This is a genomic window from Kineosporia rhizophila (genome assembly GCF_021277265.1).
GTDB lineage: Bacteria > Actinomycetota > Actinomycetes > Actinomycetales > Kineosporiaceae > Kineosporia > Kineosporia rhizophila.
Genome location: NZ_JAJSOH010000037.1, coordinates 1 through 13829, shown reverse-complemented (window position 1 = coordinate 13829; position 13829 = coordinate 1). Strand labels below are relative to the sequence as shown.

Sequence of the window (13829 nt, the reverse complement as noted above, 5' to 3'; positions counted from 1 at the left end):
ACTCACCGCCTACCATTGGGCGATGGTCAGGGTTCTTCTCGTGCTCGCGGCGCTCGGCATCACCATCTACGCGGTCATCGACTGCCTGCGCAGCAACAACGACGAGATCCGCACCCTGCCCAAACCCCTGTGGCTGCTGCTGATCGTGATGGTGCCGTTCTTCGGCGGTCTGATCTGGATCTTCTTCGGGCACCAGGCCGCGCCGGGCAATCAGCCGCCGCGGCGGCTGCGCACCCTGGGCCCCGACGACGACCCCGACTTCCTGCGCACCCTCGACCACCGCCAGCCCCGGCCGGACGACGAGGACAAGAAGTAGCTTCTAGCTCTCGGTGCCCAGCCGCAGGGCGCGAGGCATGCGCAGGGTGAGCAGGTTGGTCACGTCCTGCGCGGACATCGGCCGGGCGATCGCCTGACCCTGCACCGCGTCCGCCCCGATCCGCCGGGCTCCCTCCAGCTGGCCGGGAGTCTGCACGGCGTCGCAGATCACCTGCAGCCCGAGCGAGTGGCACAACTGGGCCGCGGCCCGGGGCACGTCGTCGGCCTCGGCGAGCTCGGCGGTCAGCCGCGCATCCAGCTTCACCGCGCTGATCGGCAGCCGGCGCAGCATGGTCAGAGACGTTCCGCCGCCGCCGAAGTCGGCCAGGGCCACCGAGATCCCCAGCGAGCGAAGCATTCCCAGGGTCAGCAGGGCCTGGCCGGACTCGCCGAGCTCACCGGCCCCGATCTGCAGGGTGAGGCAGGAGGCGGCCAGCCCGCGGATCGCCAGCTGCGCGGCCACCTCGTGGGCGAAGTCCGGATCCTGCAGCTGGGCCGGGGTCAGGCCGACCCAGACCTGGTCCACGCCGACCCCCTCGTGCCGCCAGATCACCAGCGCGGTCAGGGCCCGGTTGATCGTCTGCAGGCCGAGGGTGACGCCCAGCCCGAGCTCGTCGGCCAGCGGCAGGAAGTCCTCGGCGGGCATGGTGGTGCCGTCCGGCCGCCGCCAGCGCGGGCGGGCCTCGGCGCCGGTGATGTGGTCGTCGTCGTCGGTCCCGGAGCCCAGCGCGAGCATCGGCTGGAAGTCCACCTCGATCGAGCCGCGCAGCACGGCCTGGCGCAGTTCGTTCTCCAGCCCGGCCTGCAGCCGGCGGCGGGCCCGCACGGCCCGGTCGAACATGGTGAAGCGGCCGCGGCCACCGCGCCGGGCGGTGCGTACCGCCTCGTCGGCGGCCTGCAGCAGGTCGTCGGCGGTGATCAGCCCGGGCCCCGAGATCACGGCGCCCAGTGAGCAGGACAGGGTGAACTCGCGGCGGCCGGCCAGCACCGGCTCGGCCATCTGCCGGCTGATGCTGCGGGCCACGTCGGCACAGGTGTCGGCGTTAGGGGTGAGCACGTCCTCGGTCAGCACCACGGCGAACTGGTGACGCGAGACGCGGCCCACCAGATGGTCGGCGAAGGCCTTGGAGATCCGCAGACCGGCCTGGGCGGCGAGGTCGTCGGCCAGCGGGGCGCCCAAGGTGTCGGCCAGGTGGTCGAACCGCTCGATCTCGGCCAGGACCAGCCCGACCGGGGGCTGGCTGCTGCCGCGGGTGACCGGGTCGGGCTCGGTGAGGGTGAGCGCGATCGCCCGCAGCAGGCCGTCGCGGTTGGGCAGGCCGGTGGCCGGATCGGTCGAGGAGGCGGCGGCCAGGGCGGCCGCCTCGGCACGGGCCTGGCGCTCGGCCGTCTGGGCGGCTGAGGCGGCACCGATGAGCCGGCGGCGGGTGACGGTGGTGGTCAGGCCGACCAGTCCGGCGACGAGAATGCCGGAGGCCAGCGCGATCTGGGGGCCGACTGCCGGATTCGCCTGCGGGTCGCCCAGCATGCGGAGCACCCGGTCGGGGCCGTCGGCGAGCGTGCGCCCGATCAGTGCGGCGGTGGGGGAGACGACAGCCAATGCGGTAACCAGCCAGCCGCCGGCTGGGCTGAGCATCAGGGGGTAGAAGGCTGCGGTGGCCAGGGCGATGGTCAGGCTGACGGGAGTCATGGCCGGGTCGAGCACGGCCAGCGCGGCGGCGGAGGCGAAAAGCGCGGTGGCGCGCAGTACCCGGGCCACCGTTGCCTCGGGCAGCAGCAGCGCCAGGAGTCCGGCCGCGGGGAGGGCCGAGAGCGCGAGCCAGACCTGCGGGGTGGCGGCGGTGGCCCAGGCGGTGGCCGATGCGATCAACGAAAGGACGAGGGTGAGCAGGGCCTCGGGGACGCGTCGGGGTTCCTTGTGGGTCACCGGAGAGGACGGGTTCAGATTGACGCCGGCATAGGGGGTCACGGGAGTCGGCGCCTGAGGTGGAACGAGGGCTTCGGCCCGGACCGGGTTGGTCGGCCCGGTCTGTTCGTCCTGGTCGTTCGCATCAGGGTTGGCCCGCTCGGGACCGGCCTGCCGGGGAACGCCTTTGAGCAACTCCGGGGGTAGCGGCGGGAGCGGGCGCCGGATCACCTTCGGGCCGTCGGACAGGTCGATCGCCATGGACACCGGCAGGTCCCACTCGGCGGTGTCCGCCTCTTCTTCGCCGGGCCCGCCGGGGCGTGTGACCGGTCCGAAGGTCAGGGTGTCGAATCCGCACCCGGCGTCGCGGGAAGGGTTGTCCAGCACAGGGGTTGCGATCGCCAGCGGGGGAGTCAGCAGAGGTGCGGGCAGACCGGCGTGATCATCGATCGGCCCCGGACGGCCGGTGCGCACGACCGGACGGCGGCCGCGCAGTCGCACCCGGGCGCCACGGCGGCTGCCCCGGCTGATCCGGCTGAGCCGGCCCATCCGGCGTAGCCGGCCCCAGCGGCCCGCCTGGGTGCCGGTCGCGCCGGTTCCGGCGAAACCGGTGAGCGGGGCCAGACCGGCCGGGCTGAGGTCGGTGGAATTCAGGCCGGGAGTGGTGGGACGGCCTTCGCCGCCGGGATCGGCCCCGAGAAGCTGCATCGTGTCGTCTCCCTGCTGGCGTCGGCCGAGACCGCGGGTGCGGGTCACCCGGTCGGGTGAACGCTGATGCGCGTTGCTTCGGCAGGGAAGGGGGGCAGCTTGAAGACCCGTCCCGGTCAGGTGCCGGTGGGCGGGCGACGGCCGGAGAGTGACGCCGGGCTACCCTGAAGGGGTGCACCAGGCTCTGATCAAGTACACCGCCATGCGGCTCGCGATCTTCGTCGCGGTCCTGATCGGGCTGGGCCTCGTCATGGGCCGCAGCCTGCTGCTCATCGTGTTCGCCTGGGTGATCTCGGTGGCCCTGTCCTACCTCTTCCTGCGCAGGCCGCGCGAAGAGGTGAGCCTGGCCCTGGCCGAGCGCACCCGTCGGCGGCTGGACGAGAAGGCCGCGGCCCGTGAGGCCGGCCTCGAACGGCCGGACGACGAGGTGGAGGACGCGCTGGCCGCCGAGGCGATCCGGGCCGAGCAGGACCAGCAGCCGAAGAAGTAGCCGGCTCGCGCGGTCGGCCCGGCCCGGCCGGCGGGGCTCAGAAGGCCAGGCCGATGCCCATCAGCAGGGCCCACACCAGGCCCAGCTTGCCGGTGCCGCCGACCGCCGGGATCAGTCCCAGACCGGTCTCGCCCGAGGTCACCGCGGTCACCGGGCCCTTGGCCAGGGGCAGGGCCAGCAGCGACAGCGCGGTCCAGGGGTGCCAGGGCGAGATCACCAGGGTGAGCACGAACGGGGTGGCCACCAGGAAGGTGAAGAACACCCGGGTCGCCGGGTCGCCCAGCCGCACCGCCAGCGTCCGCTTCCCGCTCACGGCGTCGGTGGGGATGTCGCGCAGGTTGTTCGCGACCAGGACCGCGCAGGCCAGCGCCCCCATCCCGGTGGCCGCCCCCACTCCGGTGCCCGAGATCGTCCCCACCTGGGTGTACATCGTGCCGAGCACCGCCACCAGGCCGAAGAAGACGAACACCGACACCTCGCCGAACCCGGCGTAGCCGTAGGGGTGCTTGCCGCCGGTGTAGTACCAGGCCGCGAGCACGCACAGCACCCCGACGGCGAGCAGCCAGAGGTGGCCGGACAGCAGCACCAGCGCCAGCCCGGCCACCCCGGCGACACCGAAACCGGTGAAGGCGGCGCGCTTGACCTCTTCCGGCCGGGCGGCGCGGGAGCCGGTCAGCCGGAACGGCCCGACCCGGTCGTCGTCGGTGCCGCGGATGCCGTCGGAGTAGTCGTTGGCGTAGTTCACGGCGACCTGCAGGGCCAGCGAGACGATCATCGCGAGCACCGCCGCCAGCAGTTCCCGCCCGCCCCAGCCCAGGTCCTGGCCGATCGCCGCGCCGGTCCCGGCCAGCACCGGGGCGGCCGAGAGCGGGAGGGTGCGCAGCCGCGCCCCCTCGACCCATTGCGTTGCGGTGGCCATGCTTCAGCTTCCTCTCAGGACTTCGGTCGGTGGTGTGCTCACCAGGGTCTGCGCGATCGCCGAGCGATCGGGCTTACCGGGCCCGCGCAGCGGCAGGCTCTCCAGCACGGTCAGCTGCCGGGGCGCCGAGCGGGGGTCGGCGAACTGCCGGACCGCGGCGCGGACCTCGGCCAGGGTAGGGGGAACGGCGCCGGGGGAGAGCACGATCGCCGCAGCCACCCGCTGACCCCACTCGGGGTCGGGCAACCCGACCACCACGGCCTCGGCCACCCCGGAGAGGTGACCAAGAGCGTCTTCAATCGGGCCGGGGACGATGTTCAGGCCACCGCTGATGATCACCGAGTCCAGTCGTCCCCCGATCTGCAGTCGCCCTTCCTGCCAGGAGCCGTGGTCGCTGGTGACGAACTGCCGCGGCCGGGTGCCGAAGGCGGCCTCGGTGCCCTCCGGGTCGCCGAGATACCCCCGGGCCAGCACCGGCCCCGCGATCCGGATCCGGCCGTCGGGCTCGTCGAGGGTGATCTGCACGCCGTCCAGCGGCACCCCGTCGTAGACGCAGCCGCCCGCCGTCTCGCTCATGCCGTACGTGGTCACCAGCCGGACGCCCGCCGCCGCAGCTCGTTCGAGCAATGCCGGCCCTGCCGCGGCCCCTCCGACCAGAATCGCGTCGTAGCGCCGCAGCGCGTCGACCTCTGGGCTGTCCAGCAGACGCACGAGCTGGGTCGGGACGAGCGAGGTGTACAACCGCTGACCGTTCAGCCGGGCGGTCGCCTCGGCGAAGCCGGCCGGGGTGAAGCCGGACGTGAGGTCCATCACGACCGGGGTGGTGCCGGCCACCAGCGAGCGCACCAGGACCTGGAGCCCGGCCACGTGCTGGGCGGGCAGCGCCAGCAGCCAGCGGCCGCTGCCGCCGAGCCGGTCGTGGGTGGCGGCGGCCGAGCTCAGCAGGGCCGAGGAGGACAACAGAACGTGTTTGGCCGCACCCGTGGAACCGGACGTCCGGACCGCCACCGCGGTCGGGTCGGCGCTGTCGTCATCGGCCCCGACCAGCGGGATCGGGGCCCCGACGAGATCGCCCGGAGATGGACCCACTGTGGATTTACGGTGACTTTGCGGGACATCGTCGCTGAGTGCGAGGGCCGGCCCACTGCCCGAAAGCGCTGCCCGGAGCACCGGAAGGAGGCCGTTGAGACGATCATCGGTGCAGGTCAGCCGGGTCTCGAGGAAGCGTGAGGGGGTCCCGTTCGGCACCGGCCAATGCTAAGCGGTGACCTGATCGGCCAGCGCGGCAGGTTCCCCAGGAGGATGGTTAGTGGCAGGCTGCTTCCGTGCATTCCGTGGAACAGGCGCTGGCCGCAATCGGCCGTGCCGAACCCGAGGTGGCCGAGGACGCTCGGGCGGCTTGGGACTCTCTGACCGGGGGTGAGGGTCCCGAATCGGTGACGCAGTGGCGGCTCCAGCAGTTCTGCTGGGACGAGCTGAACCGGTCGTGGATGTCGGACGCGCAGGGCCGCTGGCGGGTGGCCACGGCGCTGGCCGCACTGCTCGACGGCCTGAGTATGCAGCGTTACGCCGGTATCGCCCGCAGCGACACCACCCGGCAGATCCTCTTCACCGGTGACCAGGCCCCCGACCGGGGCCGCACGGTGGTGCGCCGGGCGATGCAGCGCTCGGGCATCGAGCCGCCGGACACCGAACTGCTCACCTGGGGCGCGATCATGGGCCCGGCCGAGGGCCAGGCCCGCGAGGCGGTGGCCGACCGGCTGGAGCTGGCGGTGGCCGTGGGCGACCTGCAGCCGGGCACCCGGGGCTGGCGCGACTCGCAGGCCGAGATCACCCTCAACGTGCTGCTCTCGCCCCGGATGGACCTGTCCGGCGAGGCGCTGTACGACCAGATCCTCGACGAGCGGCTGGACGACTGGATCCGCGGCCCGCGCTCGACCACCCGCGGCGGTCTGCTGGCCCCGCTGGAGACGTCGCTGCGCGAGAACGTCGACCCGGGCATGGCCGCGCCGGCCCGGGCGCTGCTGCGCCCGCTCGACTGGCTGCTCACCGAGATCGGCGACGGCCTGGCCCTGACCGCGGCCGGCTACCTGCCGCCGCGCACCGTCTCCCGGGCGCTCGACGAGCTGGGCTGGCGCGACGAGCTGATCGGCCCGGCCAACCGCGAGGTCGACGCCTACCCGGTGCTGGTGCTGCGCGAGACCGCGCAGCGCCTGGGCCTGTGCCGGCGCCGGGCCTCCCGGCTCACCCTGACCCCGAGCGGCCGGGCCGCCCTGGCCGACGGCCGCACCCTCTGGCAGGCCGTGGCCGCCGGGCTGGTCGGCCCGGAGCACTCCGCCCTGGCCGTGGCCTGGGAGGTCGTGCTGGCGGTACTTGCCCCGGGCGACGTGGTCGGTGAGGAAGACGTGCGCACCCTGGTCCAGGCGGTGATCACCGAGTCCGGCTGGCGGGTGGCCGGCCGGCGCACCCCGTCCGAGAGCGACACCAGCGCGCTGTTCTTCGCGGTGCTGCGGGAACTGCGCTGGATGGAACTGGTCGAGGAGTCCGGCGCCCTGCTGGACCGGCAGCTGCGGGCCCGTTCCGGGGCGGCCGACCTGTTCCGGGCGGCGCTGCGGCACCGGGTGCTGCACCGCGACATCGTGCCCTTCTAGAACTTCGACAGGAACGCCGGGATCTCCTCCGGAGGCAGCGGCCGGGCGAAGAAGTACCCCTGGCCGACCTCGCAGCCCACGTCGTGCAGCAGGTCGGCCTGGGCGCCGCTCTCGATGCCCTCGGCGGTGGTCTCCAGCGCCAGGATCCGGGCCAGGTCGACCACCGTGCGCACGATCGCCAGGTCCTCCTCGACGGTCTCGATGTTGTCGATGAACGACTTGTCGATCTTCAGCTTGTCCACCGGGAAGCGCCGCAGGTAGGACAGCGAGGAGTAGCCGGTGCCGAAGTCGTCGATGCCGACCTGCACGCCGAGCCGGCGCAGCTCCGACAGCTGCGCGGTGATCCCCTCCGGGTCCTCCATCAGCACTGTCTCGGTCAGCTCGAGGGTCAGCGCCGAGGCCGGCAGACCGGTCTCGGCCAGGGTGCTGATCACCTCCTTGGCGAGCAGCCCGTCGGCGAGCTGACGGGCCGAGACGTTGATGTTCAGGCCCAGGTCGGGCCAGGAGTGGCGGCGCCAGGCCGCGACCTGGCGGCAGCTCTGGACCAGCACCCAGCGGCCCATCTCGACCACCGCCCCGGTCTCCTCGGCGAGCGGGACGAACAGGGCCGGGGAGATCAGCCCGCGCTCGGGATGGCGCCAGCGGATCAGCGTCTCCACCCCCAGCGGCCGCCGCCCGGCCGGGTCCTGCAGATCCATCAGCGGCTGGTAGACCAGCTCGAACTGGCTCTCGGCGAGCGCCCGGCGGAGGTCACCCTGCAGCTCCAGGCGGTCCCGGGCGTCCTCCTGCATCTGCGGTTCGAAGACCACCGCCCGCCGGGAGCCGGACTTCTTGGCCTGGTACATCGCCAGGTCGGCCTGGCGCAGCAGTTCGCCGGTCTCGTGCTGCGCGGCCTGGCCGCAGGCCACCCCCACGCTGGCCGAGACGAAGATGTCCCGGCCGTGCACCGGGATCGGCCGGCTCAGCGCGTGGCTGATCCGCTCGGCCGCCCGCAGCGCCGGGGCCGGGCCCCGGGTGCCCTCCATCAGCACCGCGAACTCGTCCCCGCCGAGCCGGGCCACGGTGTCGCTGTCCCGGATGCTCTCGCGCAGCCGCCGGGCCACCTCGGCCAGCAGTTCGTCACCGGCCGCGTGCCCGAGGGTGTCGTTCACCGCCTTGAACCGGTCCAGGTCGATGAACAGCACGCTGACCTCGGCGGACTCGTGCTCCGCGGGACCGGAGAGGGCCTGCTTCAGCCGGTCCAGGAACAGCGAGCGGTTGGCCAGGCCGGTGAGCGAGTCGTAGGAGGCCTCGCGGATCGCCTCCAGCGTGCTGGCGTCGTTCAGGGCCAGGCTGACCTGCTCGGCGAACGCGCCCAGCAGGTCCTGGCGCCAGTCCTCGGCCCCCAGCCGTTCCGGGGCGCTGGTCACCAGGCTGCCGATGATCCGCCCGCTGACGTGCACCGGGGCGGCGATGAGGGTGATGTCCTGCTCCTCGCCCTCCGGTGCGGAGACCAGTTCGTCGGCCTCGACCGCGGCGATCGCCGTGCGCAGCACCGCCTCGTCGGTCCCGGCCCCGGCCCGGTGCCCGCTCACCGAGGGGATGTTCGGCCGGTCGGTGCCGTTGAGGTCGAGCAGCACCAGGGCCACGAACGCGCCGCCGAGCATGGCCGAGGCGCCCTCGGTGACGGCGTCCATGACCATCTGCAGCGGCACCCGGTGGGAGATGTCGCGCTGGATCGCCAGCAGCGTCTCCAGCAGCCGTTCCCGCTGGCGCACCGCCTCCAGCAGCTTCTCCCGCTGCTCGGCCTCCTGCTCGGTCCGGCGCCGGGCCAGGGCGTTCTCGAACGAGACGGCCAGCTGCCCGGCGACCAGCCGTACGGCGTCCAGCCGGTCGGCCGAGAAGGCGTTGCTGTGCAGGTGGTTCTCCAGCACCAGGACCAGGACGGTCCGGCCCTGGGCCTGGATCGGCACCACCAGCAGCGCACAGCAGGCCAGGTCCCGCAGGTACTCGTCGGCGCCGAACCGGTCGTCCCGGGTGGCGTCGGCGACCAGCAGCGGCTCGCCGGTGCGCTCGGCGTAGCGGAAGGCCGACATCGGGAAGGCCGGCTCGCCACCCAGTCCCGCGGTGCCCCAGCCACCCTCGGCGTCGCGGATCAGGACGGTGACGTCGGTGGCGCCGGTCATCGCGGTGAGCACCTCGACCACCCGGGCGTGCAGCTGCTCGAAGTCGGTCTCCCGGCCGATCGCCTGGGAGGCCGAGAGCACCGCGAGCAGGTCCACCGCGTCGTGGTCGGCGGCCGGGGCCACCACCGCGTCCACCCGGTGCGGCTGCGGCTCGTGCTCGGGCATCACCGCCCGCAGGAACGGATGGCGCTGGCGCAGCTGCTCGACCTTGAGGGTGGCGCCCCAGGCGGCGTAGGAGTCGCGGCTCAGGGTGAACATCGCCCGGGCGCCGTACTCGTGGCCGAGCGACTGCCGCAGCAGCGCCGACCGTTCGGTGATCATCGCCCGGTGCCAGCCGCGGAACGGCTGGGTGTGCAGGATCGCGTCGTCGAAGTGCTTCATCGCCGCCTGCACGTCCCCGTCCGCCCAGGCGATCTCGCCGTCGATCCAGGAGAGCAGGTGGCCGAAGGTGGCGGGCAGGTCCTCGGCCCGCCGGGCCAGCCAGTCCCGGCTGTCCCGGGCCCGCGGATCCGCGCGGCGGGCCTTCAGCAGGGCGTTCAGCAGATGTGCCTGCGAGCCCAGGTACAGGCTCTCGACGAAGGCGAACCGGGACATCACCTCGGCCAGGTGGGCCTCGAGGGCGTCGTCGTCGCCGAACACCGCGGCCAGCAGGGCCCAGACCAGATGATGGTTGACCACCGCCGCGGGCACCGTCAGCGAACTGCGGTGGCCCAGGTCCGGCGCCTGGTCGCCGTGCAGCGCCCAGACCAGCGCCCGGTAGGAGACGATCAGCTGGCGGGCCTGCTCGTTGCCCATCCGGGTGGCCAGCGCCAGGCCCTGGTCGACGGTGTCGAGCAGACCGCTCAGGGTCGGGCTGAAGTCGAGCATCGAGGCGCACAGGGTGCCGTAGCTGAACGCCGCGGCCTGCGGCTCACCACCGCGCAGCAGCCCCGACTCGGCCTGCTGGAGGTCGGCGACGGCCCGCTCCAGCGGCTCGAACCAGGGCCGGGCCGTGGCTCCGCAGAGGAAGCGGGCGTGCGAGGTCTCCGGTTCCCAACCGCGCTCGGCGCTGACCGCCAGCACCCGGCCCACCACCTGGTACCCGGTCCGGAAGTCGTCGTTGCGGCCGATCGTCAGCAAGGCCGCGTGCGAGAGCGACTCCACCAGTTGCCGCTGCGGGCCGTGCTCGGCCCACATCCGGGAGCTGGTCAGGATCAGCCAGCCGAGCAGGTCGTGGTCGGCGAAGTAGGCGGCCGGGCCGAGCCGGCGGATCACCGTGGCCCGGGCGTGCACGAGCGGATCGGTGACCTCCGGGCGGCTCAGGTCGGCGCTCGGGTCGTCGTCGCCGGCCCAGGCGCCGAACTCCGGCAGCCCGGCCCCGACCAGGTCGGCGAGCTGCTCGGAGGGCGGGACCGGGCAGCCCAGACGTTCCAGCTGCCGGCGGCCCAGGGTGATCGCCTCGTCCACCCGGCCCCGGTTGGTCAGGGCCGAGATCTGCAGGCAGACCGCGTCGTTCAGGCGCACCGGGTCGGCGCAGCGGGTGCTCAGCGACCCGAACAGGGCGTCCATCGTGTCCAGGTCGCCCAGACCGTAGACGGTGGCGTGCCGTTCCAGGTCCAGGCGCAGCCGTAGGTCCTCGTCGTCCGGGCCCAGCTCACCGGCCAGCAGCCGCCGTCCGGCCGCGTAGAAGCGTTCGGCAGCAACCGGATTCGTCACCCGGATCGCCGAGCCGGCCCGCTCCAGCAGGGCCGCCGCCCGGCGGCGCTCGGCCGGGGCGGTCAGTTCCGGCAGGGCGGCCACGTACTGCGCGGCCGCGGTGGTCAGGTGGGCCGGGTCGTCGGCCAGGCGGTGCGCGATGGTCAGGTGCAGCAGCCGTTCCGCCTCCAGGCCCAGCCGCTCGCGCACCAGCCGGCGGCTGCGCTCGTGCCGGAACCGGATCGTCGAACGCCCCTCGATGTCGCCGTTGGTGACCGTCACCAGCCCGTCGGCGAGCGCCGGTTCCAGCCGCTCGTCCAGCTCCTGGATGCTCATCCCGGCCGCGGTGGCCAGGGTGGCCGGCTCGCTGCGGTGCCCGAGCCCGGCCAGCACCTCCAGCACCGCCACGGTCGGGTCGGGCAGCCGCTGCAGGCCGGCCGCGAGCAGGTCGCCGCTGTCGCTGCCGGCCAGCCGGCCCCGCACGGTCGAGGCGTCCCAGGTCCAGCCGGTCTCGCCGAGTCGCAGGGCGCCCTCGGCGCGCAGCGCGTTCAGCAGTTCGATGGTCTCGTACGGGTTGCCCCGGGTGCGGGCCCCGACCACGTCGGCCAGCCGGGCCGACTCGCGCCGGTCCAGCCGGAGCATCTCGGCGAGCATCCCGGCCAGGTCGTCGCGGGCCAGGTTCTCCAGCCGGACCGCGGCCGGCCAGAGCCCGAGCTGCGACCAGCGCGGGACCAGGGCCCCGAGCGGGTGCCCCTCACCCACCTCGTCCTCGCGCAGGGTCCCGACCAGCAGCAGGCCGTCGATGTCGGTGCCGGTCAGCACCGCGTCCACCAGGCCGAGCGGGAACGGTGCGGCCCAGTGCAGCGAGTCCAGCACCATCACCACCGGGCGCTGCGGGGAGGCGGTGGCCCGCAGCACGTCGAGGGCGCCCTGCCGCACCCGGCTGGGCAGTTCCAGCGGATCGCCCAGCGCCGGTTCGCCCGGCACCCCCAGCACCGGGGCCAGGTCCGGCACCAGCCCGGCGATCAGCGCGGCGTTGCCACCGAGCGTGTCCCGCAGTCGTTTACGCTGCTCGGCCAGGGCGTGGTCGGGCTCGGCGAGCAGCAGCCGGCCGAGTGCGCCGAGGGCCTCCACCACCGCGTCCGAGCGCAGGTCGGCGTCGGCCGCGTCGAAGGTGCCGGTGATGAACCAGCCCCCGGCCTCGGCCACGGTCGGGCGCAGCTGGTCGACCAGGGCACTCTTGCCCACCCCGGCCCGCCCGCTGACCAGGATCCCGCTCGCCCCGCCGGTGCGGACCTGCCGGAACGCGGTGCGCAGCCGGGCGGTCGCGGCCTCCCGGGCGATCAGCCGGGAAGGACCGGTGAGCTGGTGCGGGAAGTCCTGGTCGCCGAGCGCGAACGAGCCGATCCGGGCGAGCTGCCGCCCACCGTGCGCGCCCCCCGCCTTGACCAGCTCCTGCCGCAGCCGCTTCAGGTCGTGCAGCAGCCCGGCGGCGCTCTGGTACCGCCGGCCCGGCTCCTTCTCCAGCAGCTTGGCCACGATGTCCGACAGCGGCCGGGGGAAGTCCGGCTTCACCTGGACGATCGGGGTGGGCATCCGGGCCAGCTGGTCGCGCATCAGGCTGAGCGCGTCGTTCTCACCCCGGCCGAACGGCGGTTCGCCGGTGCACAACTCGTAGACGACGACCCCCACGGCGTACAGGTCGGCCCGCTGGTCGACCGGCTGGGCGGTGCGCCCGGTCTGCTCGGGGGCCAGGTAGGCCAGCCGGTTCACGATCGAGTTGCTGTGCGCGTAGCCGGGCTGCTCGCCGGAGAACAGGGTGGCCCGGTCGAAGTTGACCACCATCGCCCGGTTCTGGGGCACGCTGAGCAGAACGGTGTCGGGGCTGAGGTCGTGGTGCACCACGCCCCGGGCATGCACCTGGGCGAGCAGGGCGGCCAGGTCCACGGCCACGTCGACCAGGGCGGACAGGTCGAGGTGCCAGCCCGGCGAGGCCATCAGCGTCCGCAGCGACTCCCCGCGGAACGGCTTGGCGTGGTAGGCCGCGCCCTCGGCGCCGCGGACCAGCTGGGGCACCCCGGCGATCCCCCGGAGCCGCTCCATCACCGCGGCCGAGTGCCGGGCCCGGGCGGCCGCGTTGGGCCCGAGCATCTCGCGCCGGATCAGCGCGTCCTCACCGGTGCCGATCCGGGTGACCCGGCCGAACCGGTCCTCGTAGATCAGGACCTCACCCGGCGCCAGGCCGGCGGCCCCGGCCGGTTCCTCCGGCAGCCGCTGACCGGGCACCGGGATCTCGGCCCGGGGGCCGCTGCCGCTGCCCGGCTCCGTGTTCGTCATCCCTCGTGCCTCGCAATCCCCGATGGGCGGGGTATCGCCAGGTCAGGCGTCCGGCTTGACGTCAGGAACGCGGTTTCACCCGGCGGTGGCGTCGCCCGGTTCGTCGTCCGGCGGGGACGGCTTCGCCTCGGAGGTGTTCTCGTCCGGGGTCTCGTCCGGGCGGGTCAGGGTGCGCTTGCGCTGGGCCCGGGCCAGCCCGGCGATGAAGTCCGGGTCGTCGTCCGGGCCCACCGGGTACTGCGTCATCCCCTCCGCCGCCCAGCCCGTGCCGGCCGGGTGACCGGGGGCGTGCTCGTGCCGGCCTCCGCGCCGCGGCCCGGATGCCAGCAGCCAGAGCACCGCACCGAAGAGCGGGACCAGGACGATCGCGGCGATCCACTGGCCCCGGGTGAGGCGGTAGAGCTCGTCGGCCGGGGTCTGCAGGGCGTCGAACACCGAGTAGACGATCAGTCCGATGTAGAGCAGGACGGGCAAGGCGGTCAGCAGCACTTCGGCGCTCCCCCTTCGGTCGGTTTCCGGTCCCAGCGCGCGGGCGCGTGGCATCCCCCGGCCCCACCCCTGGAGCCGGGGGCGGCCGGGAGAAATCCGTCCTCCCAAGCCTGCCACGTCCGATGCCTGATGTGTCCTTCGACGGCCTGAGAGTAAGCCCGGAATCCGCCGTCGG

Annotated in this window: 8 protein-coding genes; 3 read left to right on the top strand and 5 right to left on the bottom strand. The window is 73.7% G+C overall.

Going from position 1 to position 13829, the window contains the following annotated elements:
* The first annotated feature begins 22 nt into the window (after window positions 1-22).
* Entirely contained in the window at window positions 23-316 is a 294-nt protein-coding gene (locus LWF15_RS31820; RefSeq protein ID WP_232814686.1) for a PLD nuclease N-terminal domain-containing protein, read from the top strand.
* Window positions 317-319: 3 nt separating this feature from the next.
* On the opposite strand, the gene LWF15_RS31815 is transcribed toward LWF15_RS31820, so the two are convergent.
* The gene (locus tag LWF15_RS31815) at window positions 320-2929 is read right to left on the bottom strand and encodes an EAL domain-containing protein (RefSeq protein WP_232814685.1); all 2610 of its coding nucleotides are present in this window, start codon (window positions 2927-2929) and stop codon (window positions 320-322) included.
* 172 nt (window positions 2930-3101) lie between these two features.
* On the opposite strand from LWF15_RS31815, the gene LWF15_RS31810 reads away from it, so the two are divergent.
* Window positions 3102-3419: a DUF4229 domain-containing protein gene (locus LWF15_RS31810; protein ID WP_285616375.1), complete on the top strand. Its 318-nt coding sequence runs from the start codon at window positions 3102-3104 to the stop codon at window positions 3417-3419.
* A 37-nt stretch (window positions 3420-3456) separates the two neighbouring features.
* Here LWF15_RS31810 and LWF15_RS31800 read toward each other — a convergent pair whose 3' ends face one another.
* Together LWF15_RS31800 and menE are read right to left on the bottom strand one after the other, a co-directional pair.
* Window positions 3457-4338: a 1,4-dihydroxy-2-naphthoate polyprenyltransferase gene (locus LWF15_RS31800; protein WP_269811198.1), complete on the bottom strand. Its 882-nt coding sequence runs from the start codon at window positions 4336-4338 to the stop codon at window positions 3457-3459.
* A 3-nt stretch (window positions 4339-4341) separates the two neighbouring features.
* Entirely contained in the window at window positions 4342-5586 is a 1245-nt protein-coding gene (menE, locus tag LWF15_RS31795) for an o-succinylbenzoate--CoA ligase (RefSeq protein ID WP_232814684.1), read from the bottom strand.
* 77 nt (window positions 5587-5663) lie between these two features.
* Between menE and LWF15_RS31790 the strand changes: the two genes are divergently transcribed.
* Window positions 5664-6989 carry a hypothetical protein gene (locus LWF15_RS31790; RefSeq protein ID WP_232814683.1) on the top strand — a complete coding sequence of 442 codons (1326 nt, stop codon included), beginning with the start codon at window positions 5664-5666 and terminating at the stop codon, window positions 6987-6989.
* Here the strand turns inward: LWF15_RS31790 and LWF15_RS31785 are convergent.
* Window positions 6986-13165 (bottom strand): EAL domain-containing protein, encoded by a 6180-nt coding sequence (locus LWF15_RS31785; RefSeq protein ID WP_232814682.1) that lies wholly within the window; start codon window positions 13163-13165, stop codon window positions 6986-6988. The two genes, LWF15_RS31790 and LWF15_RS31785, sit on opposite strands and share 4 nt — an antisense overlap.
* Window positions 13166-13240: 75 nt before the next feature.
* Complete coding sequence (locus LWF15_RS31780) at window positions 13241-13654, bottom strand: PLD nuclease N-terminal domain-containing protein (RefSeq protein WP_232814681.1); 414 nt, start codon at window positions 13652-13654, stop codon at window positions 13241-13243.
* Window positions 13655-13829: the final 175 nt, after the last annotated feature.

Excerpts from the sequence above, each read along its gene's own strand:
- LWF15_RS31820 (WP_232814686.1), top strand. The coding sequence starts at position 23 with ATGGTCAGGGTTCTTCTCGTGCTCGCGGCGCTCGGCATCACCATCTAC.
- LWF15_RS31815 (WP_232814685.1), bottom strand. The coding sequence starts at position 2,929 with ATGCAGCTTCTCGGGGCCGATCCCGGCGGCGAAGGCCGTCCCACCACT.
- LWF15_RS31800 (WP_269811198.1), bottom strand. The coding sequence starts at position 4,338 with ATGGCCACCGCAACGCAATGGGTCGAGGGGGCGCGGCTGCGCACCCTC.
- LWF15_RS31785 (WP_232814682.1), bottom strand. The coding sequence starts at position 13,165 with ATGACGAACACGGAGCCGGGCAGCGGCAGCGGCCCCCGGGCCGAGATC.